General features: G+C 44.1%; 25 protein-coding genes. 20 read left to right on the top strand and 5 right to left on the bottom strand.

Annotated elements, in window-relative coordinates:
* The first annotated feature begins 94 nt into the window (after window positions 1-94).
* The 9 genes from DQM55_RS10170 (at window position 95) to DQM55_RS10130 (ending at window position 9,834) form a co-directional block, all read left to right on the top strand.
* The gene (locus DQM55_RS10170) at window positions 95-4,171 is read left to right on the top strand and encodes an antigen I/II family LPXTG-anchored adhesin (RefSeq protein WP_269459921.1); all 4,077 of its coding nucleotides are present in this window, start codon (window positions 95-97) and stop codon (window positions 4,169-4,171) included.
* A 171-nt stretch (window positions 4,172-4,342) separates the two neighbouring features.
* Entirely contained in the window at window positions 4,343-5,008 is a 666-nt protein-coding gene (locus DQM55_RS10165; protein WP_111676604.1) for a COG3942 and LysM peptidoglycan-binding domain-containing protein, read from the top strand.
* Between the two features lie 177 nt (window positions 5,009-5,185).
* Window positions 5,186-5,710: an FUSC family protein gene (locus DQM55_RS10160; RefSeq protein WP_002896642.1), complete on the top strand. Its 525-nt coding sequence runs from the start codon at window positions 5,186-5,188 to the stop codon at window positions 5,708-5,710.
* A gap of 80 nt (window positions 5,711-5,790) precedes the next feature.
* Window positions 5,791-6,156: a MerR family transcriptional regulator gene (locus tag DQM55_RS10155; protein WP_002898467.1), complete on the top strand. Its 366-nt coding sequence runs from the start codon at window positions 5,791-5,793 to the stop codon at window positions 6,154-6,156.
* Window positions 6,157-6,187: 31 nt separating this feature from the next.
* Window positions 6,188-7,534, top strand: coding sequence for a type I glutamate--ammonia ligase (gene glnA, locus DQM55_RS10150; protein WP_002896640.1), 1,347 nt, complete (start codon window positions 6,188-6,190; stop codon window positions 7,532-7,534).
* A gap of 51 nt (window positions 7,535-7,585) precedes the next feature.
* On the top strand, window positions 7,586-8,005 hold the full coding sequence (locus DQM55_RS10145) for a GNAT family N-acetyltransferase (protein WP_111676602.1): 420 nt from the start codon (window positions 7,586-7,588) through the stop codon (window positions 8,003-8,005).
* A 90-nt stretch (window positions 8,006-8,095) separates the two neighbouring features.
* The gene (locus DQM55_RS10140) at window positions 8,096-8,515 is read left to right on the top strand and encodes a VOC family protein (protein WP_111676600.1); all 420 of its coding nucleotides are present in this window, start codon (window positions 8,096-8,098) and stop codon (window positions 8,513-8,515) included.
* Window positions 8,508-9,095, top strand: a complete 588-nt coding sequence (locus tag DQM55_RS10135; RefSeq protein ID WP_111676598.1) for a TetR/AcrR family transcriptional regulator — start codon at window positions 8,508-8,510, stop codon at window positions 9,093-9,095. The genes DQM55_RS10140 and DQM55_RS10135 overlap by 8 nt, the downstream gene beginning before the upstream one ends.
* Complete coding sequence (locus tag DQM55_RS10130; protein ID WP_111676597.1) at window positions 9,079-9,834, top strand: DNA alkylation repair protein; 756 nt, start codon at window positions 9,079-9,081, stop codon at window positions 9,832-9,834. Before DQM55_RS10135 ends, DQM55_RS10130 begins: the two co-directional genes overlap by 17 nt.
* A 19-nt stretch (window positions 9,835-9,853) precedes the next feature.
* On the opposite strand, the gene rnjA is transcribed toward DQM55_RS10130, so the two are convergent.
* The 3 genes from rnjA to DQM55_RS10115 all read right to left on the bottom strand — a co-directional run bounded on the left by rnjA (window position 9,854) and on the right by DQM55_RS10115 (window position 13,170).
* Complete coding sequence (rnjA, locus tag DQM55_RS10125) at window positions 9,854-11,536, bottom strand: ribonuclease J1 (protein WP_002898451.1); 1,683 nt, start codon at window positions 11,534-11,536, stop codon at window positions 9,854-9,856.
* Between the two features lie 3 nt (window positions 11,537-11,539).
* Entirely contained in the window at window positions 11,540-11,770 is a 231-nt protein-coding gene (locus DQM55_RS10120; RefSeq protein ID WP_011836427.1) for a DNA-dependent RNA polymerase subunit epsilon, read from the bottom strand.
* A gap of 347 nt (window positions 11,771-12,117) precedes the next feature.
* Window positions 12,118-13,170, bottom strand: coding sequence for an SDR family oxidoreductase (locus tag DQM55_RS10115; RefSeq protein ID WP_002903702.1), 1,053 nt, complete (start codon window positions 13,168-13,170; stop codon window positions 12,118-12,120).
* Window positions 13,171-13,302: 132 nt separating this feature from the next.
* Here DQM55_RS10115 and DQM55_RS10110 point away from each other — a divergent pair, with 132 nt between their 5' ends.
* From DQM55_RS10110 to DQM55_RS10075, 8 genes are all read left to right on the top strand, one after another.
* Window positions 13,303-13,767: a MarR family winged helix-turn-helix transcriptional regulator gene (locus DQM55_RS10110; RefSeq protein ID WP_000225125.1), complete on the top strand. Its 465-nt coding sequence runs from the start codon at window positions 13,303-13,305 to the stop codon at window positions 13,765-13,767.
* A gap of 9 nt (window positions 13,768-13,776) precedes the next feature.
* Window positions 13,777-14,463, top strand: coding sequence for a tRNA (adenosine(37)-N6)-threonylcarbamoyltransferase complex dimerization subunit type 1 TsaB (gene tsaB, locus DQM55_RS10105; RefSeq protein ID WP_111676595.1), 687 nt, complete (start codon window positions 13,777-13,779; stop codon window positions 14,461-14,463).
* Window positions 14,460-14,912 carry a ribosomal protein S18-alanine N-acetyltransferase gene (rimI, locus tag DQM55_RS10100; protein WP_111676593.1) on the top strand — a complete coding sequence of 151 codons (453 nt, stop codon included), beginning with the start codon at window positions 14,460-14,462 and terminating at the stop codon, window positions 14,910-14,912. Before tsaB ends, rimI begins: the two co-directional genes overlap by 4 nt.
* Entirely contained in the window at window positions 14,902-15,912 is a 1,011-nt protein-coding gene (gene tsaD, locus DQM55_RS10095; RefSeq protein WP_111676591.1) for a tRNA (adenosine(37)-N6)-threonylcarbamoyltransferase complex transferase subunit TsaD, read from the top strand. Before rimI ends, tsaD begins: the two co-directional genes overlap by 11 nt.
* Window positions 15,913-15,921: 9 nt before the next feature.
* Complete coding sequence (locus DQM55_RS10090; protein WP_111676589.1) at window positions 15,922-16,617, top strand: AzlC family ABC transporter permease; 696 nt, start codon at window positions 15,922-15,924, stop codon at window positions 16,615-16,617.
* Complete coding sequence (locus DQM55_RS10085; protein ID WP_111676587.1) at window positions 16,607-16,945, top strand: AzlD domain-containing protein; 339 nt, start codon at window positions 16,607-16,609, stop codon at window positions 16,943-16,945. Before DQM55_RS10090 ends, DQM55_RS10085 begins: the two co-directional genes overlap by 11 nt.
* Window positions 16,946-17,058: 113 nt before the next feature.
* On the top strand, window positions 17,059-17,805 hold the full coding sequence (locus DQM55_RS10080) for a class I SAM-dependent methyltransferase (protein ID WP_111676585.1): 747 nt from the start codon (window positions 17,059-17,061) through the stop codon (window positions 17,803-17,805).
* A 104-nt stretch (window positions 17,806-17,909) separates the two neighbouring features.
* A complete protein-coding gene (locus tag DQM55_RS10075; RefSeq protein WP_111676583.1) occupies window positions 17,910-18,650 on the top strand; it encodes a MerR family transcriptional regulator in 741 nt (246 codons plus the stop codon).
* Between the two features lie 59 nt (window positions 18,651-18,709).
* On the opposite strand, the gene DQM55_RS10070 is transcribed toward DQM55_RS10075, so the two are convergent.
* Complete coding sequence (locus tag DQM55_RS10070; RefSeq protein ID WP_111676581.1) at window positions 18,710-19,885, bottom strand: BaiN/RdsA family NAD(P)/FAD-dependent oxidoreductase; 1,176 nt, start codon at window positions 19,883-19,885, stop codon at window positions 18,710-18,712.
* Between the two features lie 300 nt (window positions 19,886-20,185).
* On the opposite strand from DQM55_RS10070, the gene DQM55_RS10065 reads away from it, so the two are divergent.
* Window positions 20,186-20,680 carry a DUF536 domain-containing protein gene (locus DQM55_RS10065; protein WP_111676580.1) on the top strand — a complete coding sequence of 165 codons (495 nt, stop codon included), beginning with the start codon at window positions 20,186-20,188 and terminating at the stop codon, window positions 20,678-20,680.
* 90 nt (window positions 20,681-20,770) lie between these two features.
* Window positions 20,771-22,525: a glycerophosphoryl diester phosphodiesterase membrane domain-containing protein gene (locus tag DQM55_RS10060; protein ID WP_111676578.1), complete on the top strand. Its 1,755-nt coding sequence runs from the start codon at window positions 20,771-20,773 to the stop codon at window positions 22,523-22,525.
* A 116-nt stretch (window positions 22,526-22,641) separates the two neighbouring features.
* Here the strand turns inward: DQM55_RS10060 and DQM55_RS10055 are convergent, their stop codons facing one another.
* Complete coding sequence (locus tag DQM55_RS10055) at window positions 22,642-22,941, bottom strand: YbaB/EbfC family nucleoid-associated protein (RefSeq protein WP_002919734.1); 300 nt, start codon at window positions 22,939-22,941, stop codon at window positions 22,642-22,644.
* Between the two features lie 169 nt (window positions 22,942-23,110).
* Here DQM55_RS10055 and DQM55_RS10050 point away from each other — a divergent pair, with 169 nt between their 5' ends.
* On the top strand, window positions 23,111-23,524 hold the full coding sequence (locus DQM55_RS10050; RefSeq protein ID WP_002898411.1) for a hypothetical protein: 414 nt from the start codon (window positions 23,111-23,113) through the stop codon (window positions 23,522-23,524).
* Window positions 23,525-23,561 lie beyond the last annotated feature (37 nt).

Genomic DNA, 23,561 nt, shown 5'->3' with positions numbered 1-23,561 from the left:
TTAAGATACATATATATTCTGATGCTTAAAGAGAGTTAAATTAAAATGGAGCTTCTGACAGGAGGTTCCCATTACTTTTTGATTTTCTGAAGGCATGGGAAAACTGCTGACTGTAGAAGTTAGCAGAGGGAGGAGAAAAATGAAGAAAAAAGAAGTTTTTGGTTTTCGGAAAAATAAGGCTGTTAAAACTTTATGCGGTGCTGTTCTGGGTGCGGCTTTTTTAACGTCAACGATGCAAGCAAGAGCAGATGAAGTAGTAACTGAGACCAATAGTCCTGTCAATACTGAAATGGTGGGCACTGGAAATGCAGCGACCAATCTGCCTCAAGCTCAAGGACCAGCCAGTCAGGCATCTAAAGAGAGTCAGGCGCGAGCAGGTCAGGCAGATGGCGGTGTGACAGTGACTGTTTCAACAGCTGATTTAGATGAAAGCGCTAAAAAAGCTCAAGAAGCTGGGCTGACAGTTGTTAAAGACCCAGCTGTTGATAAAGGAGCAGTCCAGACTGCTCAAGAAATAGCAGACAAAAAAGCGGAGATTGCAGCAGATTATCAGGCTCAAGTAACCGAGATTGATGCCAAGGTCAAGGAGTACAAAGAAAAAGTATCAGTCTACGAGGCGGAAGTGGCTCGGGTTACAGCAGAAAACAAAGCTACAGCGGAGCAATACGCTAAAGATTTGGCTGCTCATCAAGCAGAAGTAGCTCGGATCACAGCAGAAAATGCTCAGCTGAAGGCAGCTTATGAAGCTGCCCTTAGTAAATATAAAACAGATTTAGCAATGGTTCAAAAGACCAATGCTGATAATGCGGCAGCTTACCAAGTGGCTAAAGCAGCCTATGATGCAGAATTGGCCCGTATCCAAAAGGAAAATCAAGATAAAAAAGCTCAATATGAAGCAGATTTAGCAGCTTATGAAGCTAAAAAGGCTCAAATTGAAGCAGAAAATGCAGCAGCTCAAAAAGAATATGAGCAAAAGCTGGCTAAGAATGCCACTATAGCAGCTGAAAATGAAGAAATAAAGAAGCGTAATGCCCAAGCCCAAGCAAACTATCAAGCTCAGCTAGCCCAGTATAATGCAGATTTGGCTGTTTATAACACAAAATTAGCCAAGTATCAGCAAGATAAGGCTAAATACGATGCTGAGCAGGCCAAGATTAAGGCTGGTCTGGCTATCGCAGAAACAAAGAAGACTGAAGATGGTCATTTGAGCCGGCCAATTGCGCAAAGTCTGGTTTTCAAATCAGAACCTAATGCTAATTTGTCATTGACTACAACAGGTGAGTTTGTCAGCTATGCTGGCATGGAAGCCGCTGTGAAGAATACTGCAGAGTTTTCTAAGAAACTCTTCCAGCTGGATAACTTCAAAGTAACAGATATTCAAAATGCTAACTATCAGACCAACCAGCAGGAAAGCTTTGGTACAGTTGGCAAGTATGCGGGCTATAGTTCTAACGTAACAAGTGGTAAAGGACCGACTGAATGGTCTTCTGTTTTGTTGAGCCGCGGTCAGTCTGCAACAGCAACCTATACAAATCTTCAGGGAACTTATTATCGAGGGAAAAAGGTTTCTAAAATCGTCTATACTTATACTCTTGATCCAAGTTCCCGATTCCGCAATGATAAGGCTTGGTTAGGTATTTTTAAAGATCCGACCATGGGAGTTTTTGCTTCTGCTTATACAGGAAAACTTGAAGATGCGACCTCTCTCTTTGTGAAGACGGAATTTGTCTTTTATGATGATAAAGGCCAACCTATTAATTTTGATCAGGCTTTGATGTCCGTGGCTTCCCTCAACCGTGAAGCTAATTCTATCGAAATGGCCAAAGATTATACCGGAACTTTCAACAAGATTTCGGGTTCATCTATTGGTGAAAAGAACGGCCAAATCTATGCGACCGAGTCTGAAAACTTCCGAGAAGGAGAGGGCGGTTCTCGTTTTACAATGTATACACGCCGCGGTGTGCCTGGCTGGGACACTACAGATGCTCCTAACTCATGGTATGGAGCAGGAGCGGTAGAAATTTCTGGTACAACCAACAGCATGACGATTGGAACGATTTCCTCTTCTGAAGTGCTAGGCCAGCCAGCAGCAACTGATCCACGTAGGACTGATAAGTTAGCTCCTAAGAAACCAAATATTTGGTTTGCGATTAATGGTGATGTCCGAGCGAATGATCTGCCAATTATTACAGTAGAAGAACCGGAAGTGCCAGTAGCTCCTACGGCTCCTGTAGTGCCAAGTGAAGAAGCGCTTAAGCCTTTGGATCCAGCTCCAACTGCACCAACACCGAAGGATCTTCCAACACCTCCGGTAGCACCGACTTATGATAAGGAGCCGGAAGCGCCAACTCGTACACCAGAAACACCGGAGCCTAATAAGCCGGTAGAACCAACTTATAGCTCGCTACCAACCTCACCAGCAGAGCCTGTTTATCAAAAAGAGCCAGCAGCGCCCGTAGCTCCGACTGTGCACTATCATTATCATCTCTTGCAATCTCAGCCGCAGATTCATAAAGAGATTCAAAATGACCAAGGCGCCAATATTGATAAGATTCTAGTGGCTAAGCAGTCCGTCGTTCAGTTTGCTCTAAAGACAGAAGCTCTTCCAGCCGGACGCAGTGAGACGACATCTTTTGTCATTGTTGATCCATTACCAAGTGGTTATGAAGTTGACTTAGAAGCAACAAAAGCTGCTAGCGCAGGTTTTGACGTCAGATATGATGAGGCTAGCCACACAGTGACATTTAAGGCAACTACTGCAACCTTAGCTGCTTATAACGCTGATAGGACCAAGGAAGTTGCTACGCTCTTTCCAACGGTAGTCGGCCGAGTGCTCAATGATGGCGCAACTTATACTAATAATTTCACCCTGACCGTCAATGATGCCTATGGTATCCGTTCAAACGTTGTTCGCGTGACCACGCCAGGCAAGCCTAATGATTCAGACAATCCTAGCAATAATTACATCAAGCCAACCAAGGTCAATAAAAACAAGGCAGGATTGGTGATTGATGGCAAGGAAGTCTTAGCTGGGTCGACCAATTACTACGAGCTGACTTGGGATTTGGATCAGTATAAGGGTGACAAGTCATCTAAGAGCACGATTCAAAAAGGTTTCTACTATGTAGATGACTATCCGGAAGAAGCACTTGAACTTCGTCCGGAATTAGTCAAGCTAGTAGATGCAGATGGCAAGGCTGTGGCAGGTGTGACAGTGACCCACTACGAGAGCCTTGAAAAAGCCCCTGCAGCAGTTCGAGAGCTCCTTCAAAAGGCGAATGTCACTGTTAAAGGTTCTTTCCAACTCTTTGCAGCAGACGATGCCCAAGCCTTTTATGACCAATATGTCGTAACAGGTAAGTCTTTGACGATAACAAGTCCTATGGCAGTCAAAGAAGGAATGGGCCGCACAGGTGGTAAATTCGAAAACCGGGCTTATCAAATTGACTTTGGAAATGGTTATGCGACAGACGTAGTCGTCAATAATGTTCCTAAAATCAGTCCTGAAAAAGATATTACCCTAAGCCTTGATCCAGCAAGTGCAGAAAACTTGGATGGCAAGGAACTGACTTTGGGACGGCATTTTAACTATCGTCTCATCGGAAGCTTGATCCCTGCTAACCACTCTGAAGATTTGACAGACTATAGCTTTGTGGATGATTATGACCAACAAGGAGATGAGTACACGGGTGTTTACAAAACCTTTGCCAAAGTGGACATCACGCTCAAAGATGGTAAGGTGATAAAGGCTGGTACAGATTTGACTGAGTATACAGCTGCGAATCTTGATCTTGAGAAAGGCTTGATTTCTATTCGTTTCAAGGAAGAATTCTTAGAGACCATTTCTCTGGATTCAGCTTTTCAGGCTGAAACCTATCTACAGATGAAGCGGATTGCTGCGGGTACTTTTGAAAATACCTACATCAATACTGTCAATCGTGTGGTCTATGCTTCAAATACAGTTACAACAGTCACTCCTAAGGCACAGCATCTTCTTGTTTCGGATATAAACGATCCAAGAAGAGCTAATCCAACTTCAGTGGCTAAAAAGATTCCTGTTTCTCTTCTTCCAGAAACGGGAGCCAAAGATACAGTCTATCTGCCATATCTAGGTTTAGCAGCCATTATTGGTGCTTTAGGTCTAGGAAAATTGAAAGGTAAAGAAGACTGATAATAGATGAGGCTAGGGAATCCCTAGCCTTTTATCTTTAAGAATACTGCAAAATCTCATGTAGCAAAAGTCTAAATCATTTGTAACATGACAAAAACATAACTCTAAAAAAACTGACATGTAAATATTGTATGATTTTTTTATCATCAAATTTTACGGAGAAATACATTTATGAAAAAAACATTTGCTAAAGCGACTCTTGGTTTAACTTCCACAGCTTTTTTGGCGACAATCGGCGCTCAAGCTGTTCATGCAGATTCTTATGTTGTCCAGCAAGGGGACTCTTTTTTTGCCATTGCTAGTGCCAATGGAATGAATCCTTACGAACTTGCTGCCAATAATGGAAAATCAATTTTTGATACAATTAATCCAGGGGATGTGTTGCAAGTAAATGGCACTGCTTTGGCTCAGACATACAATCCTTACAGCGCTCCAGTTTATGAAGCGACAAGTGATGCTGCTTTGGTATCCGATACAGAAGATGTTGTCTTAAATACACCAACTGACTATGGCAATTCTTACCCAATTGGTCAATGTACATGGGGTGTGAAAGAAATGGCGCCTTGGGCAAGTAACTGGTGGGGCAACGCTAATACTTGGGCAATCAATGCTGGTGCTCAGGGTTATGCAACAGGAAATGTTCCAGTACCAGGCGCTATTGCAGTTTGGGATGGTGGCGAATACGGACATGTTGCTTATGTGACAGATGTGCAAAGCGATAGCTCAATTCAAGTTCTAGAAGCGAACTACAATCACCAAAAGCAAATTAACAACTATCGTGGCTACTTTAATCCGAATGAATTTATGGGTGGCGTTACCTACATTTATCCAAACTAAAGATAATAAAAACGCGGCTGGGACAGATAATGTCTCAGCTTTTAAATAGTCGATAGCTCTTGATGCGGTAGCTGATAGGGCTTTTTCTTTGTGTGGGAAAAGTCCTGAGCAGAAAGAGTTTTTTTGAGACGAAATATGTTAAAATGAAGAGAGGGAGGATTTCCTGGAAGGAGACTAATGAGTTATTTCAATAAGTACAAGTTTGATAAATCGAAATTTCGTCTGGGCATGCGTACCTTTAAAACCGGTCTGGCTGTTTTCATCATTCTACTGCTCTTTGGCCTTTTTGGTTGGAAAGGGCTGCAAATCGGTGCTTTGACGGCAGTCTTTAGTCTTCGTGAGGATTTTGATAAGAGTGTCCACTTCGGGACATCGCGAATCTTAGGAAACAGCATCGGTGGTTTTTACGCTCTGCTATTTTTCATTGCCAATAGTGTCTTTAAGGAGCAGTATTGGGTCACCCTCCTTTTGGTACCAGTCTGTACTATGCTGACAATCATGACCAATGTCGCTATGAACAACAAGGCGGGAGTCATTGGCGGAGTATCTGCTATGCTGATTATTACCCTGTCTATTCGGCCGGAAGATACCATCTTGTATGTCTTTGCCAGAATCTTTGAAACCTTTATGGGAGTCTTTGTTGCAATTCTGGTAAATTCTGATATAGATCGGCTGCGAACCATCTTTGAAAAGAAAAAATAAAATCCGTGTAAGAAAATCTGACATTATTTCTTGACATAAGATTTATTTCGTCCTATAATAGTGCGTAGAGAGGAATTTGAATGAAGGAAAAAGAGTTTCGCCGAAACATGGCAGTCTTTCCCATCGGCAGTGTTATGAAACTGACGGACCTATCTGCTCGTCAGATCCGTTATTATGAAGACCAGAATCTGATTACCCCTGCTCGAAATGAGGGCAATCGTCGGATGTATTCTTTGAATGATATGGACCGTCTTTTAGAAATTAAGGATTATATTTCGGAAGGTTATAATATCGCTGCAATTAAGAGGAAATATGCTGAGCGTGAAGCCAAGTCCCACAAGACCATTAGTGAAAAAGATGTCCGCCGTGCTTTGCATCATGACATCTTGCAGCAAGGCCGTTTTGCTTCTTCTCTGCCAACCTTTGGTCAGATGCGTCGACCATAGCTATTTTGTTTGAATTACAAGGAGAAATTTAATGTCTATTACAGCAGCTGATATCCGTCGCGAAGTAAAAGAGAAAAATGTTACCTTTATTCGTCTTATGTTCTCTGATATTTTAGGGACTATGAAGAATGTGGAAATTCCTGCCACGGATGAACAGCTTGACAAGGTCTTATCCAATAAAGCCATGTTTGATGGTTCTTCCATCGAAGGTTTTGTCCGTATCAATGAATCAGATATGTATCTTTATCCTGATTTGGATACTTGGACAGTCTTTCCCTGGGGAGATGAAAACGGCAGTGTAGCGGGTTTGATTTGCGATGTTTATACGACAGATCATGTACCGTTTCTAGGGGATCCTCGCAGCAACCTCAAGCGCGCCCTCAAGCATATGGAAGAGCTAGGATTCAAGTCCTTTAATCTCGGACCAGAGCCAGAGTTCTTCCTCTTTAAGCTGGATGAAAATGGTGATCCGACGCTGGAAGTCAATGACAAGGGTGGCTATTTTGACTTGGCGCCGACAGACTTGGCAGACAATACCCGTCGGGAAATCGTCAATGTCCTGACCAAGATGGGCTTTGAAGTAGAAGCTAGCCACCATGAGGTCGCAGTCGGCCAGCACGAGATTGACTTTAAGTATGACGAAGTGCTTCGTGCTTGTGATAAAATTCAGATTTTTAAGCTGGTTGTGAAAACTATTGCTCGTAAGCACGGCCTTTATGCGACCTTTATGGCTAAGCCGAAGTTTGGCATTGCGGGATCTGGTATGCACTGTAACATGTCCCTCTTTGATCAAGATGGCAATAATGCCTTCTTCGATCCAGAAGATCCAAAAGGTATGCAGCTGTCAGAAACAGCCTACCATTTCTTGGGTGGTTTGATTAACCATGCTTATAACTATACAGCTATCATGAATCCAACGGTTAACTCATACAAACGTCTGGTTCCTGGCTATGAAGCGCCAGTTTATATCGCTTGGGCAGGACGCAATCGCTCGCCATTGGTGCGTGTGCCAGCTTCTCGTGGTATGGGTACTCGCTTGGAGTTGCGCTCCGTTGACCCGATGGCCAATCCATATATTGCTATGGCTGTTCTCTTGGAAGTTGGACTGCACGGTGTTGAAAATAAAATCGAAGCTCCAGCCCCAATCGAAGAGAATATCTACATCATGACTCCTGAGGAGCGTAAGGAAGCAGGAATTACAGACCTGCCATCAACTCTTCACAATGCCTTGAAGGCCTTAACAGAGGATGAAGTCGTTAAAGCAGCACTTGGCGAGCATATCTATACGAGCTTTTTAGAAGCCAAGCGCATCGAGTGGGCTAGCTATGCAACCTTTGTCTCCCAATGGGAAGTAGATAATTATCTAGATTTATACTAAACTTAGAGCAGGAGGATTGGCATATCCCCTGCTTTTTCGTGGAGGAGAAAGATGGAAAAATTTCATGATTTTATAAAGCGGGTTTTTGATGAGCAATATGAGGCTTGTTTTGGTTCAGGTATGCTTGAAAAACTTGAACCTCAAGATTATTATCTAAGGCGGGAGGAAGATGGCCAGTTAATTGCCTTGCTCCATGCCCAACAGGTGTTGGCAAACATTCATATCAAGGCTTTGGTGGTGGATAAAGAACATCAGAAAAAAGGTTTGGGAGCCAGTCTGCTGGCAGAATTAGAAGAAAAGGCTGCAGAAGTTGGAGCTACTAGTATAACCTTGTCCACTAAATCTTATCAGGCCAAGGATTTTTACATCAAGCAAGGCTATGAAATCTACGCCAGTCTATCAGATGTCCCGCAAAAGGGCATTACCAAATATCATTTTATCAAGCGATTAAATGAAGCCATTCTCAAATAGACGGAAGCCAATTTGGCTTCTGTTTTTTAAATATTTATTTGCATACATTCAGTATGTATGTTAAAATAAAGTTTAAGAAAAGGAGAACAAATGATTACCAGTTTATACCCCGTTTTAATGAGCGAAGATGTCCATCAAGCGGCACAATTTTTCATTGAGCATTTCCAATTTCAGGAAACCTTCCGTTCAGATTGGTATATTAGTTTAAAGAATATCGAGAGTGATTTTGAGCTTGCTTTTATTGATAGTAAGCATGGGACAGTGCCACAAGCCTACCAGTCTGAGACGAGTGGTCTAATCATCAATATCGAAGTTGACAATGTGGATTGTCTTTATGAAGAATTGCGTCAGCAAGGAGAAAAGGAGTTCCTTCTTCCCATTAAGAGTGAAGATTTTGGTCAGCGCCATTTCATTGTGAAAGCGCCGGGTTCTGTTTTGGTTGATGTGATTCAAGTAATTCCACCTAGCGCTGAGTTTGCGGCAAATTATTTGGAGAGTGAAGATGAATAAAAAACAGCAGGCTTCTCTAGAGACAAGCAAGAAAATATTAGCTATCGCCCGGAAACATTTTTCTTTAAAGGGTTATGCAGAAACTTCCTTGGAAGAAATTGTAGATGAGTTGGGAATGACAAGAGGCGCACTTTATCACCATTTCGGGAATAAGAAAACTTTATTTACCGCCGTACTAGCACAAATTCAATCCGAACTGGGATCTTATGTAGAAAAAAACGCCCTGGAAGCACACGATTCTTGGGAGCAGTTGGTGGAAGGCTGTGTTGCTTTTGTTCGTTTTGCGACCTTGACTAAAAATAAACGTATTCTCCTGCTTGATGGTCCCAATGTCATTGAGTGGAAAGAGTGGCGTCGTCAGGACGAGGCTAATTCTTTCTTTCATTCGAGTAAGCAATTAGACATTTTATCTAAAGAAGGAAGACTTATCTCTATTGATTTGGATATGGCAGCTCATATGATTTCAGGCGCCTTGAATGAGTTGTCTCTTTTTCTAGCTGAGAAAGAGGGAGAAGCAGAAGTCAGAGAAGCAGTGAGAAGTCTGTTAAGGGGATTTAAAAATCATGGCGAAAAAGGTTAAAGATTATTATGATTTGATTTATGCGGGGGATTTGAGTAGTCGCTTGCAAGAAGTCACAGATAAATTTGATGCTCAGCATTTTATGTCTCTAGTTGAAAGCGACTTAGAGGCTTTGGAATTTACTCAGCGTCAAGAGTTGCTGGCAAAGAGTATCAAAGAATGCTTGCCGCTTTCTTATGCTGATTCTCTGAAGGTTTTTGAGCAGATACTTGGTCCGGAGTTAGAGGGCGGCCTGGGGATGTTCTCAGAGGGGTATTGGTTGTGGCCGATTGGCAAATACGTAGAACTTTACGGAAGTCAGGAATTCGAGCTGAGTGCAGCCTTCAGTAAGGAATTAACCAAGCGATTTACTGGAGAATTTTCCATGCGCCCCTTACTGGCTAATTATCCTAAAGCTACGATGGATTTACTGCTAGAGTGGAGCCGAGATGAGAATATGCGAGTCCGCAGGTTAGCCAGCGAGTGTATGCGTATCCGATTGCCCTGGGCTAAGAAGCAGACTGTGGTTTTAGATTATTTTGATGAATTTACCGCTATTTTAAGGAATCTAAAGGATGATAGGGATAAATCAATCCAAAAAAGTGTCGCTAATAATCTGAATGATTTATATAAAGAAGCTCCTGAAAAGTTTGAGTGTATCATTCAAGCTTGGCAAAAGGAAGAACTGAGTCCGAGCTGCGCTTGGATTATCAAGCATGCTTCTCGAACAAAAAATAAAGCAGAAAATAAGCCTTGCTAAATCTAGCAAAGCTTATTTTTTAGTTGTCTTCGTCTGGTGTAAGCACCATCGGAATAATAATAGGTTCACGCTCGGTACTTTCGTAGAGGAAAGGACGCAAGGCGTTGACGATAGCGCCGCTGACAGATTGAACGCTGGCATCTTTATTCTTGAGTGCAATGCGAATAGCATTGAAGAGGATGCGCTGGCTTTGGCGAATGAGGTCACCTGATTCGCGCATGTAGATAAAGCCGCGGCTGAGAATATCTGGACCGGCTAAAATCATCTTGGACTCAAAGTCAACCGTCGCAACAGCCAGAACCACACCGTCCTCTGACAGGTCTTTACGGTCGCGCAGGACTGCAGCTCCGATTTCACCAATGCGGTTCCCATCAACATAAATATCCTGAGCGTTGAAGCTGCCGGCAATACGAGCTGAGTCAGCTGTCAGAGCCAGCACATCACCATTGCTCATGATGAAGATATTGTCTTTTGGTACTCCAGTATCAACGGCTAGACCTGCATGGACTTTCTGCATACGGTATTCACCATGGACTGGCATGAAATATTTAGGCTTGATCAAGCGAAGCATGAGTTTCTGCTCTTGCTGGCCACCGTGTCCAGAGGTGTGGATGTTGTTAATCTTACCGTGAATCACTTCTACACCAGCCTCGGAAATGATGTTAATCAACTTGTTAACGCTGGTCGTATTTCCAGGGATAGGACTGGATGAGAAGATGACTGTATCTCCAGGTTGCAGCTGAACCTGACGGTGAGTACCATTGGCAATCCGAGACAGGGCTGCCATCGGCTCACCCTGACTTCCGGTACACATAATCAGCACTTCGCCAGCTGGATAGTCCTTGAGTTCATTTGGCTCGATGAAGGTATCTTTAGGAACCTTGATATAGCCCAGCTCAATCCCGTTGACAATAGCCTTTTCCATGGATCTGCCAAAGACCGCAATCTTACGACCGGTCTTGACAGCAGCATCTGCTGCCTGCTGGAGTCGGAAGATGTTTGAAGCAAAGGAGGCGAAAATAATCCGTCCGTGGATGCCTTCGATAATCTTCATGATAGACTGTCCGACCACTTTTTCGGAATTGGTAAAGGTCGGAACTTCAGCATTGGTCGAATCAGATAGGAGACAGAGAACGCCTTCCTCACCCAGAGCAGCCATACGGTGCAAGTCTGCCGGCTCACCGACTGGAGTAAAGTCAAACTTGAAGTCACCGGTACAGACAATCTTACCCTGCGGCGTATGAATGACAATTCCCAAGGGTTCTGGAATAGAGTGGGTTGTCCGGAAGAAAGTAGCTTTCAGATGCTTGAACTGCAGTTCTGTGTTTTGATTGATTTCATAAAGCTTAGCATCGCGCAACAGTCCATGCTCTTCTAGCTTGCCGCGAATGAGGGCCAGAGCTAGAGGACCCGCATAGATAGGAACATTGGCTTGCTTGAGCAGGAAAGGGATACCGCCGATATGGTCCTCGTGCCCGTGGGTGATGAGGACAGCTTTTACGCGGTCAATATTTTCCACGATATAAGAGTAGTCAGGAATGACATAGTCAATTCCTAGCAGGTCGTCTTCTGGGAACTTGATGCCGGCATCCACGATGATGATTTCATTTTGGTATTCAATCCCGTAGGTGTTTTTACCGATTTCGCCTAACCCACCAATCGCAAAAACGCCAACTTCTTTGGGTTTTAAGGTATATGCCATGGGTTAGAACTCCGTCAATTCAAAAGTGCCTGACTCTTTTTCGTATTCGAGGTGTTTGTCAGACAAGAGCTCGATAAATTCAATATTGTAAGGGGTATTTTCTTCGATGAGCTTACGAGCCTGAATACGGCCTTCCAATTCATTAGCTGCTTCAATCTCTAAATAAAGGGCACGTGTCTTTTCACGGCGCGGGCTGCGCTCTTTTGTTTCCTGATAAAAAACTTTGTAAATCATAAGATTCCTTTCTGTGATAAGGTCTAAAAAATAAAAGAAGGCAGGCGTTAGCGCATTTCTTCACATGATAAATTAAAAATGATAAATGGAAAGTGAGCGATTGCTGTGACTTCTGATAGGGCTTACTCAAATGAAGAGGCTAAAATGCTGTTTTAGCCTTGTATCTTATGGAAAAGTAAGAGTAATGAAATTGACCTGATGTTTAATTATTATTGTAATTATACCATAGAATGAGCTTAGGAAGCAAGTCGGGACGGTGAATTTCAGAGACGGTTTTTCAGCCAAAGCGGCTTGACAAAAAGAAAAATCAAGCGATGAACATTTGGTCACTTGATTTTGAGGGCTGCTTATTTGGCGAAATAGCCGTGCTTGCGGTACCAATCTACCACGTCAGCTAAGCTTTCTTCGAGAGGGCGATGCTGTCCGCCTAGCTCGCTCTCGGTTTTGGCAAAGCTAAAATTACTTTTGAGATATTCTTCGGCCATGAGATGAGCGAGCTCATTGGTAACCAAAATTGGTTTTTTGGTGAGCCGGTGGTAGAGCTCACTTGCTTGGGCATAGATTTTGACGAAAAGAGGGGAGATCTTGCGCTTGGGGGCGGGAACGCCAGTGATTTTTTCCAGTATTTGGTACAATTCTGTCATGGTCACTTGCCGTCCAACTGCCAGATAGCGCTCCTTTGAGCGTCCGTATTTCATGGCGCGGAGATGAATATCTGCTACATCTCTAGCATCCACCATATTATAGCTAGCCTTTAAGATACCTGGAAGTTTTTGCTCTACAAAATTGATAATCAGCTGCCCACTGGAGGTCGGACCAAGGTCTCTAGGACCCAACATTACACTCGGCAAGATAAAGCAACCGAAAACATCTGAATGCTTGTCCAAGAAATCACGAACGGCCTCTTCACTCAAAATCTTGCTGCGATAGTAATCAAAAGGAGTATCTTTTGAGCGAGACATGCTTTCATCGATTAGCTGATTGGCCTCACCTTCCAGTACGACACAGGAGGAAGTATGGACAAATTGGCGGATACCAGCCTCGTAAGCAGCTTCTAGGAGGTTATTTGTGCCTATAATATTAGTGTCGTAGAGCTCCTGCCAGTGCTTGCCGCCTTTATAATTATCGCGGAAAAAAGCAGCGGTATGAAAGAGGCTGTCGCAGCCTGCTAGATAGTCACGATAGCTTTCGGGCTCTAAAATATCCCCCTTGACAATCTGGATAGGCAGGTCGGCAAATTGTTTGCGCGCTTTTTCCTCGGAGCGAACGAGAGCGGTCACTTGAATGTTTTCTTTTAGCAGAGCACGCACGAGATTATTTCCTAAAAGACCGGTCGCACCAGTCACAAAAGCGTGGGTCATTGTTCTAGCTGGTTTTTGATTTGTAGGGTTTGGGGTCATCCGTTTTTCCTCCTTTTGCAAATAGATGATATATCATCTATTTAAGATTTTATATTTTTTAACTAAAATTGTCAACAATTTACCTAATCTAGTGTAAAATAGTATAGAAGTGATTTTTGAAAGGAGAGCAGCGTGGTAGCAGAAGGAATTCGATTTGGCTATTTGTTTAGAAGTGCAGAGAGCTTAGCGACGAGAGAATATGGGAAGTTGCTAGAGCCTTTGGGAATTACGCCCAATCAAAGCGAGGTCTTGCTCGTTTTGGGCGAACATGCTCCGCTGTCTCTCAAGGGCTTGGGGGAATCCCTGATTTGTGAGGAAAAAAGCCCTAGTCGCTTGGTGCAGGCTTTGATTAAAAAAGGCTTGGTCAAGAAGGAAATTTCTAGCAAGGACAAGCGCAGTTCTCGCTTGAGCTTGACTGCTGCTGGAGCGGATTTGCTGCCCAAGATTGCTGAGCAAGAAGCGATTTTTGGAAAACACTTGGCGCAGCAAGTGCCTAATTTGGAGGCTTTTAGCCAGATTTTAGAGGAATTTTTGGTAGATAGTTTCTACGAAGACAAATTAAAACGCCGCTCACTTTGGCGGCAAGAGGAAAAATAGAGGATAAGCATGAAGATTGCAGCTTTTGATACGTCAAGTAAGGCGCTGACGCTCGCGATTTTAGAGGACGAGACCTTGCTGGCGCAGATGACTTTAAATATAAAGAAAAACCACAGCATTACCCTGATGCCGGCTATTGATTTTCTGATGAATAGTCTGGACATGAAGCCGACGGATTTGGATCGTATCGTAGTTGCTCAGGGTCCGGGCAGCTACACAGGTCTGCGAATGGCGGTGGCGACAGCCAAGACTCTGGCTCATACCCTCAAGATTGAGCTGGTCGGTGTGTCTAGTTTGCTGGCTTTAGTCCCAGAGCAGGTGGAAGGTTTGGTCATTCCTGTCATGGATGCCCGCCGCAATAATGTCTATGCTGGCTTTTATCAGTCTGGTCAGTCTGTACGGCCGGAGGCTCATCTGCCATTGGCAGAGGTTTTGGAAATAGCTGGCGTTGCTGATCAGCCAGTCACCTTTGTCGGAGAGACTGCAGTGTTTGCGGAGCAAATTGAAGCTGCTCTTCCTGGGGTATCGGTTCAGCCGACTTTACCAGATGCGGCAGCTATTGGTCGTCTCGGTTTAGACCTGCCAGCCCAGTCTATTCATGACTTTGTTCCTAACTATCTCAAGCGGGTAGAAGCCGAGGAAAATTGGCTCAAGACCCACCAGGAATCCAGTAATTCTTACATTCAGCGCCTATGATTAAGTTGAGAAAATGGAGCGACAGCTCGGATGTGGACGTGGCAGTTCTAGCAGAAGAGCTGGAACAGCTCTTACTTGCAGTCTATGCGGTCAGCCCTTGGACTGTGGGTCAATTGGAAGAGGTCCTGCTCTCGAATGTGAATAGATGTGCGCTAGCAGAAGATGGGAGTCAGCTTGTCGGCTTTTTAGTCTGGCAGGATACAGACTTTGAAGCAGAAGTTCTGCAGATTGCTGTATTGCCTAACTATCAGGGACAGAAAATCGCGACAGCCTTGTTTGACTTTTTGCCAGCAGACAAAGAAATTTTCCTCGAAGTGAGGGAGTCCAACAAGCCAGCTCTGCTATTTTACAAAAAAGAAAAATTTGAAAAAATCGTTCGGCGGAAGGCCTACTACCATGCTCCGGTGGAAGATGCGATTGTCATGAAAAGAGAGAAGCATGAAAGATAGATATATTTTAGCTTTTGAGACGTCTTGTGACGAGACTAGTGTGGCGGTTCTAAAGAATGAAACCGAGCTTTTGAGCAATGTCATTGCCAGTCAGATTGAGAGCCACAAGCGTTTTGGCGGAGTGGTACCGGAAGTGGCCAGCCGTCATCATGTAGAGGTCATTACGGTTTGCATTGAGGAGGCCTTGGCAGAAGCAGGGATTAGCGAGGAGCAGGTCACAGCAGTGGCCGTTACCTATGGTCCTGGTCTAGTCGGGGCGCTTCTGGTCGGCTTGGCAGCGGCCAAGTCCTTTGCTTGGGCTCATGATATTCCCTTGATTCCGGTCAATCATATGGCTGGACACCTGATGGCAGCCGAGAGCGTGGAGCCCTTGGAATTTCCCTTGCTGGCTCTCTTGGTCAGTGGCGGCCATACTGAGCTGGTCTATGTCAGTCAGGCTGGTGACTATAAGATTGTGGGGGAAACTCGCGATGATGCGGTCGGTGAAGCCTATGACAAAGTCGGTCGCGTTATGGGCCTGACCTATCCAGCAGGTCGGGAGATTGATCAGCTGGCTCATCAAGGACAGGATATTTATGATTTTCCGCGAGCAATGATCAAGGAAGACAATCTGGAATTTTCTTTTTCCGGTCTCAAGTCAGCCTTTATCAATCTGCACCACAATGCCCAACAAAAAGGAGAGTACTTGTCTAATCAAGACTTGTCAGAAAGCTTTCAGGCAGCGGTCATGGATATTCTCATGGCCAAGACTAAAAAAGCGCTGGAAAAATATCCAGTCCAGACTCTGGTCATAGCGGGCGGTGTTGCGGCCAATCAAGGCCTGAGAGAACGTTTGGCAGCTGAGATTCAGGATGTTAAGGTGATCATTCCGCCTCTGCGGCTCTGCGGTGACAATGCTGGTATGATTGCCTATGCCAGTGTCAGTGAGTGGAATAAGAAGAATTTTGCCAGTTTGGACCTCAATGCTAAGCCAAGTCTGGCTTTTGAAACGATGGAGTAAAGGAGAAGAATGCGCGGGCAGACATTTAAACAGGGGGCACAGGCGGCAGTGCCAACGGCTCTGGGCTATATTGGGATTGGCCTAGCCTGTGGCATCATGGCGGCACCCTATATGAATCCCTTGGAGATGGGGCTGATGAGTATTTTGGTTTATGCCGGCAGTGCCCAGTTTGCCATGATTGGTTTATTTACCCAGCAGGCGCCGGTCTTAGCCATTGCACTGACTGTTTTTCTCATCAATATTCGGCATCTTCTGCTCTGTCTGCATGCATCAACTCTTTTTCGTAAGTCTAGCTTGATGCAGAACATTGTCATTGGGTCTTTTTTAACAGATGAATCTTATGGAGTCTTGATGGGGGAGCAGGTGCATACAAAAGAGATTGCTGCCAGCTGGATGATGGGTAACAATTTCATGGGTTATACTGCTTGGATCTTGGGATCTGTTTTGGGAACAGCCCTTGGTGCCCTTCTGCCCAATCCTGAGAGCTTTGGCCTGGACTTTGCCCTAGTCGCCATGTTTATTGGCATTTTCTCTTCTCAGTTTACAATCATGCTGCGACGAGTCAAGATAAAGAAGCTCTTTTTGGTCTTAGGTGTGGTGGGTCTTGCCTACTTAGTCCTAACTATGCTGCTTCAAAATTCGCTGGCGGTGCTTTTTGCAACCTTGCTAGGCTGTACAGTGGGGGTGATTTTGGATGATAAGTAAATATATTTTGCTGGTTATTCTTTTGTCAGCTCTAGTCACTTGGATTCCACGGGTTTTGCCCTTTATCCTAGTCAAGTACAAGGGGCTTCCGCCTATGGTAGAGCGTTTCCTCAAATATTTGCCAGTTTCCATTATCTTTGCCCTTATCCTGTCTAGTGTCACCAATGCTAAAACAGGTCAGCTGCCGAGTTTTAAATGGCTGGATTTAATGGCTGTTTTTCCGACTAGCTATGTGGCTTTTAAGTATAAGAACTTAATTGCAACTGTTGTATTTGGTGTAGTCTTGGTGGCCTTGCTGCGCTATCTGGCTGGATTTCTTGGGCTGTAAAGAGATACAAGACAGATTGAATCGGTCTGTTTTTTTGTTAAATTCTAAGAATTATCTGAAAATATAATATTTTATGCTATAATGGAAGCAATAAAAATCATGGAGGTTCGGAAATGGCAGAAGCAGGTCATAAATTTTTAGCAAAATTAGGAAAGAAACGCCTTCGTCCCGGTGGCAAGCTGGCAACGGACTGGCTGATTGAGCAGGGGCATTTTTCCAGCGATAAGAAAGTTCTAGAGGTTGCCTGTAATATGGGGACCACAACAATCGAGCTAGCTAAAAAATATGGCTGCCAAATTACTGCAGTTGATTTGGATAAGGCTGCGCTGGCTCAGGCTAAGCTTAATGGAGACAAGGCTGGTGTGAGTGAACTCGTCACATTTGAGCAGGCTAATGCTATGAAGCTGCCTTATGATGACAATTCTTTTGATATTGTTATCAATGAAGCCATGCTGACCATGCAGACGGATAAGGGGAAGGCCAAATGTATGGATGAGTACTACCGGGTGCTGAAGCCAGGTGGAGTGCTCCTCACCCACGACGTCATGCTCAAGCAAAAAGATGAGAATGTCCGGGAAGAGCTATCTCGTGCGATTAATGTCAATGTGGGGCCTCTAACCGAGGGATCTTGGATTCAGCTGGCACGTTCTCATGCTTTTGACCGTGTGGACACCTTTGTCGGTGAAATGACCTTGATGAGCCTTCGAGGGATGATATATGACGAAGGACTAGGCGGCACTCTGAAAATTTGCTTCAATGCCCTTAAAAAAGAAAACTACAGTCAATTTATGAAGATGTTTAAGATGTTCCAAAAGAATCAGGAAAAACTGGGCTTTATTGCTATGGTTTCTCGCAAATAAATACTAGCCGCTTTGGAAACTCTAAGGCGGTTAAAAAAATTTCTAAAAAAGCTTGACCCTGACCTTAGGTCAGGGCTTATACTATAGTGGTAAGGAGGTCTATCATGTACCATATCAAAGAAGCTGCGCAGCTTTCGGGAGTCTCTGTCAAAACCCTGCATCATTACGACAAAATCGGACTTTTAGTCCCTGACAAATTAGAAAATGGCTATCGGATATACAGCCAAGCTGATTTAGAGAGGCTGCAGGTCATCCTTTACTATAAGTATCTGGGGTTTTCTTTGGAGAAAATAGCAGAGCTGCTGAGTCAGGATGAACAGACTTTATTGCCGCATCTGGTTAGGCAATTAGAGTATTTGAAGCAGGAAAGAGACCGCTTGGATACCTTGATTTCCACCTTGCAAAAAACCATCCAAGATGAAAAGGGAGAAAGAAAGATGACAATGAAAGAAAAATTCGCAGGTTTTACCTACGAAGACAATCAAAAATACCATCAAGAAGCTGTCAAAGAATACGGGCAAGAAGTCATGGCAGAAGCATTGACTCGTCAAAATGGACGGGAAGAAGAATCTGCCGCAGCCTTCAATCAAGTTTTTCAAAGTCTGGCAGAGAATATGCAACAAGGCTTGCCAGTTGAAGCAGCGGAAAATCAAGAGCAGGCTACACGTCTCTTACAAGCCATTCGCACTTTTGGCTTTGACTGCTCACTGCAAGTCTTTGCCCACATCGGTCAGGGCTATGTCCACAATCCAGAATTCAAGAAGAATATCGATCAATTCGGACTAGGAACTGCCCAGTACACAGCAGATGTGATTGCGGCTTATGTTCGGACAAATGCAGAATAAAAAGTGGTCGAGAGTGTACCTCGACCACTTTTTTTAATTACTTTTAAATATTTTCCCAATCACTCATAATGCAAGCTTCCTGCTACCCAGCCGGTGCAGAGGGCAGATGTGATGTTGAAGCCGCCTGTGTGGGCATTGATGTCTAGGACCTCTCCAGCAAAGTGGAGGCCGGGAACAAGCTTGCTTTCCAGAGTTTTGGGATTAATTTCTTTGAGGCTGACGCCGCCTTTGGTTACAAAGGACTTGGCCAGGGACATTTTGCCAGTGACAGGGATGGGCAATTCTTTGATTTGTTTGATGAGAGCCTCTTTTTCACTGAGATTGAGTTGTTTGACTTTCTCGGGAAAGGGTTGGGCAAAAAAGTCTGCCATTCGCTCGGGCAGGAGAATTTTCAGGCAGTTCTTCAGCGATTTTTCCCGATGTTCTTCTAAAAATTCTGCCAAATCCTGCTGACTCATCTGTGGCAGAAGATCCAGATAGATGGTTTCGCCACCCTTGACAAAGCTAGACAAGCGCAGGGCTGCCGGACCTGATAGGCCAAAGTGGGTAAAGAGCAGGTCGTGGGTAATGACATGCTTTCCGTAGCTCAGGGTCACATCGTCCAGCGAAATCCCCTGAAGCGCTTTGTGAGGAAAGTCAGTCATAAGAGGACTTTCAGCAGCCTCTAGGTCGGTTACTGTATGCTTGAAGTGTCGGGCAATATCGTGGCCAAATCCTGTCGAGCCAGTTGAAGGGTAGGACTTGCCGCCAGTCGTCACAATCAATTTCTGGCAGGTCCAAGTCTGGTCGCTGGCTCTGACAGTAAAAAGGCTATCGGATTTTTTGACGGAGACAATTTCGGTATTGGTGATGACAGTACCACCCAGCTCTGCAATTTTCTTTTCCAAAGCTTCGATAATGGTGCGGGACTTGTCTGTCGCTGGGAAAACTCGGCCGTGGTCTTCGACCTTGAGTTTGACGCCGTTCTCAGTAAAAAAGTTGATAATGTCATGGTTGTCAAACTGGGAAAAGACGCTGTAAAGAAAGCGACCGTTACCGGGAATGCCAGCCATGAGGTCATCCAGGTTTCCGTTATTGGTCACATTGCAGCGGCCGCCGCCTGTACCAGCTAGTTTCTTTCCCAATCGTTTATTTTTCTCAAGGAGCAAGGTCTTCTGTCCGTAGAAAGAACTGGAAATGGCAGCCATCATGCCAGCCGGTCCTCCTCCGATGATGATTGTGTCGAAATACTTCATTGGTCTTTTCCTTTCGTGGAAAGTGGTTTTTATCTGTTGGTTGGAAGTCTGGTATATCCTTACGGATGCCTTTTTGCTATCTTGCAGTTCCTCTTGGAAGGCTGTAGCTGAACATCTCTAGGTTTCTAAATTCATTATATTTTTTTATTTCTCTTACTAGACTAATCTGTCTCATTGTATCATAAAAAAGGGCTAAAAAGATAGGAGTCAGGCTCAAAAAATATTGTGAAATTTGACAGTTAAGGCTTGATATGATAAGATTTAGGTATCTACAAACTAGAAAAAGTTTTTGAGGAAATTATGGCAATTGAAAAGACAGTCAGCGAGTTAGCCGAGATTCTTGGAGTTAGCCGCCAGGCGATTAACAATCGTGTCAAGGCACTGCCGCCAGAAGATACGGAAAAGAATGAAAAAGGAGTCACGGTGGTGACCCGCAGCGGCTTGATTAAGCTGGAAGAGATTTATAAGAAAACTATTTTTGAAGATGAACCTGTTAGCGAAGATGTGAAGCAACGCGAGCTGATGGAAATCTTGGTGGATGAAAAAAATGCTGAGATTGTGCGTCTCTATGAGCAGCTTAAGGCCAAGGACAGCCAACTGGCTAAGAAAGATGAGCAGCTGCGCATAAAGGATGTTCAGATTGCTGAAAAGGACAAGCAGCTGGACCAACAGCAGCAGCTGACAGCTAAGGCTATGAATGAGCGTGAAACCTTGCTGTTGGAGTTGGATGAAGCCAAGGAAAAGGTGCAGGAGCAAGAAAGAAAGGGCTTCTGGGCACGTCTATTTGGAAAATAAAAATAAGGTTGGGACATCTGTCTCAACCTTGTTTTAAATAAGAATCGCTTTTTAGCAAGTTTTGTATTATTCACAACATAAAGGAAGAAAATGAAATCACAAAGACTGGGACTTTTACGTCTCTATCGTAATCTTGATAAAATTCTGTTGCTCTTTTTCACAGTCTTTATGCTCATGGAGCTGGCCTGGGTGCCTTTCAACTCCTTTGCAGCAGAAGCTCTGCTCAAGCAGACAGGCTACCTCTTCTTATCTTATACAAATGCCCTGAAGGTTCTGACTTCAAATGTCTGGGTTGGCTTAGCCTTTCTAGCGCTTTTTGCGGTCAATCTCTTTATCGCTTATTTTCAGATTGGACTGATATTTATGGGGCTCCGCAATCTTCTGGACGAGGAAGAACGCAGCGCCTTTCAGTTTATTAAGAAAAGTTTCAAAGACAGCGGTTCGCTGATTCGCTATGCCCGGCCCAGTAAGGTCCTCTTCATTGCACTGTATATGGGCTTTATCTTTCCCTTTCTGCGGCAAATTCTCAAAATCTACTACTTGAATAAAATTCTGATTCCAGAATTTATCGTGACCTATCTCAAGACGGCCTTATGGATGAAATTATCAATCTATGCTTTAGGTTTTCTGCTTTTTTTGATAGCTGTCCGCCTGATGTTTGCCCTGCCCAAGCTCTTTTTTGAGCATTTCCGCCTACGAGATGCGATTAGGTATAGTTTGGAGAAGACCAAGGGGCACTTGATTCGCTATACTTGGCAGCTCTTTTGGATACTGGCCAAGAGCTTTCTCTTCTTTCTTTTATGCAGCATTCCGATTTTGATGTTGCAGCAGTATGCGGATGGCCAGTCCAATCAGATAGCCTTGATAGCAGCGGTTGTCAATTACTGCCTCATCAAGCTTGCTTATTACTTCATGGTAGCCTACTTTCTGATTAAGTTTGTGGCTTTTCTGACAGACAGCAAGCTGTCTGAGTACCGCTACAGGAAAGGCCTGCCTCTCATGCGCTGGTTTATCCTTTTGGTCACTAGCTCTGTCTTTGCCCTTGAAGGATTTGTCTATCTCAATCTGCCCTTGGAAAATGTCCCTCTGACCATCTCACACCGTGGAGTTTCGCAGGGAAATGGTGTCCAGAATACGGTTGAGTCGCTTGAGAAGACAGTTCTGCTCAAGCCGGATTATATCGAAATGGATGTACAGGAGACCAAGGATGGCCAGTTTGTCATGATGCACGATGCCAATCTAAAAGCCTTGGCCGGCGTTGATGCTAAACCGCAAGAGCTGACTCTGCAAGAGCTGACGGCTTTAGATATTTCAGAAAATGGACACACTGCCAAAATTTCAAGCTTTGATGCTTATCTCAAACGAGCCAATCAAATGGGCCAGCGACTCTTGATAGAAATCAAGACCAGCAGCTTGGATTCAGACGATATGATGGACCGTTTCCTGAGCCAATACGGAGCCAATATCAAGGTTTATGGCCACCAGATTCAGTCCTTGGACTACCAGGTTATTGACAAGACAGTCCAGTATGATGAGAGCATACCGACCTTCTTTATCCTGCCCTACAATACTATTTTCCCACGAACACAGGCTTCCGGCTATACGATGGAGTACTCAACCCTCGATGAAAACTTTGTCGATAAGCTATGGACGACGGATAAGAAGCTTTATGACTGGACCATCAACGATGCAGACAGCATTGGCAAATCCTTCCGTCTGGGTGTTGACGGCATGATTACCGATGATTTAGAGCTGGTGCAAAGCTCTATCAAGGAACTGCAGAACAATCCTGACTATGCCCTGCTTTTGATGAGTAAGGCAGCGGATTTGCTTAATTTTGTGTAGTGGACTGATGAGGGAACAACTATAAATCAAAAAAGACTGAGATTCTTCAGTCTTTTTTGCTGGTTCGAGTATTGCTTGACTTATGTTTAGTCAAGTTGGAAGGTTATTTATCTTGCTTAAAATGGCAATTTGCCTGCGAAAGCGCCCATTTTCTTCTGAGTAGCATCATCAATCTGAGCCAGCGCGTGATTCAGGGCCTGCGCAGTCATCTCTGACAGAGTTTCCAAATCTTCAGGATCCACAACGGCTGGATTGAAGTCAATGCTGACTACCTTTTTATCGCCTGTCAGTTTAGCGACGACTAAATCTTGGGCTGATTTGCCGGTGAATTCTGTTGCAGCTAGTTCTGCCTGTCCTTTTTCCATTTGTTTTTGAAGCTTTTGTGCTTGCTTCATCATGCTTTGCATGTTCATCATAAGATTTTCTTTCCTTTCTCTCACAAGGGCTAAGCCCTTGGTAATCTTCACTCTTCAAATTATATCATTTTTTGGAAAAGTGGCAAGAAGAAGATTTCTAAGAGGTTTGACAAAAATTTAGCCTTTATAGTAGAATGGTCATGAATCTATATACCAAGGAGAAGACAACTTGAAAAACAAGAAGATAAAAGCTTTGCTGTTAGTAGTGCTCTCATCCCTCTTCATCCTAATTGGCTGCAGTGGCAGTCCCAAAATTCAGGGAAAATGGAATGTACAGGATGCTAGCGGTGAACAAAAGACCATTGAAATAAAAGACAAGACCATTATTGTCAACGAAGAAGAGTATGAGTATACTCAAAATGCAGTTGGTTTTAAGAATGGAGTGAGTTATTACGGCCTGACTCGGAAAGATAATGGCGGAACATTTTCTATCGTCTTTCCTGAGAAAGATAAAAATATTGCTATTATGCTAATTCCTGACTCAGATGATGACTATCTCACAGGCAGTATGCTCTTTGCTATGAACCGCAAGGAAAAGCCGGATTATAAAAAATATGCAGAGGAATATCTCAATCTACGATAAAAGAAAAGGCGCTGAATTTCAGCGCCTTTTTCTTTTA

This window comes from Streptococcus sanguinis (assembly GCF_900475275.1).
In the GTDB taxonomy this organism is placed as follows: Bacteria; Bacillota; Bacilli; order Lactobacillales; family Streptococcaceae; genus Streptococcus; species Streptococcus sanguinis_N.
The sequence above is the reverse complement of the archived record's forward strand: the minus strand, read 5'-3'. Positions and strand labels throughout refer to the sequence as shown.